This is a genomic window from Actinoplanes sp. NPDC051633 (genome assembly GCF_040681735.1).
In the GTDB taxonomy this organism is placed as follows: Bacteria; Actinomycetota; Actinomycetes; order Mycobacteriales; family Micromonosporaceae; genus Actinoplanes.
This window is the reverse complement of the sequence record NZ_JBFAZH010001823.1, coordinates 1-1,059: the sequence shown is the minus strand read 5'-3', so window position 1 is coordinate 1,059 and position 1,059 is coordinate 1. Positions and strand designations below refer to the sequence as shown.

The 1,059-nt window shown below is 76.2% G+C and carries 1 protein-coding gene; it reads left to right on the top strand.

Features of this window, described 5'->3' with window-relative positions; genetic code table 11:
- Nucleotides 1-1,059, top strand: a 1,059-nt coding sequence (locus tag AB0M20_RS45465) for an FAD-dependent oxidoreductase (protein ID WP_364307893.1), incomplete at both ends; no start/stop codon positions are given.

Sequence of the window (1,059 nt, the reverse complement as noted above, 5' to 3'; positions counted from 1 at the left end):
CGCCGGTCCGGCCGGGCTGACCGCCGCGCTGACCGCCGCCCGCGCCGGGGCCCGCGTCGCCCTGGTCGACGAGCAGGCCGAGGCGGGCGGATCACTGTTGTCCGGCACCGACGAGCTGGACGGGGCGCCGGCCGCGGACTGGGTCGCCGCCGCCACGGCCGAGCTGGGCTCGTACCCCGAGGTGTTGCATCTGCAGCGCACCACCGCGTTCGGCAGCTACGACGACGGCTTCGTCCTGGCCCTCGAGCGACGCACCGACCACCTCGGAGCGGCCGCTCCCAGGAACGTCTCGCGCCAGCGGGTGTGGCGGCTGCGAGCCCGCTCGGTCGTGGTGGCGACCGGCGCGCACGAGCGCCCCGTCGTGTTCTGCGACAACGACCGCCCCGGGATCATGCTCGCCGGCGCGGCCCGGACGTTCCTCAACCGCTACGGGGTGCTCCCCGGCCGGGAGGCGGTGGTCTTCACCACCAACGACAGCGCGTACGACGCCGCCCTCGACCTGCACCACGCGGGTGTGCGAGTGCCAGCCGTCGTCGACGCCCGCGCCGAAGTCCCCGCACGCCTCGCGGACGAGTGCGCGGCGGCCGGGATCCGGGTCGTCGCCGGATCCGTGGTGACCGGGACCCGCGGGGACGAGCGGATCACGCACGCGCTTGTCGGGACCGATGCCGTCCCGTGTGACCTCCTCCTGGTCAGTGGCGGCTGGAACCCTGCCGTGCACCTGTTCAGCCAGGCCCGCGGCCGGCTGCGCTACGACGAGGTGCTCGGCGCGTTCCTGCCGGGCGAGCAGCTGGACGGTCTCGTCGTGGCCGGTGCCGCGGCCGGGGTGTTCGACCTCGCCGGGTGCCTGGCCGCCGGCCGCGCTGCGGTCGCATCGCTGGGTTTCGAGCCCACCGGCCGTATCCCCGAGGCGCCCCGGCCCGTCGCCGCGGCGGCACCGCTGGTGCTGTGGCGGGTGCCGGACGCCTCGGGCGCGGAGGGCGCCACCCAGTTCGTCGACCTGCAACGCGACGCCTCGGTCGCCGACATCAGCCGCGCCGTGGGCGCCGGTCTCCGCTC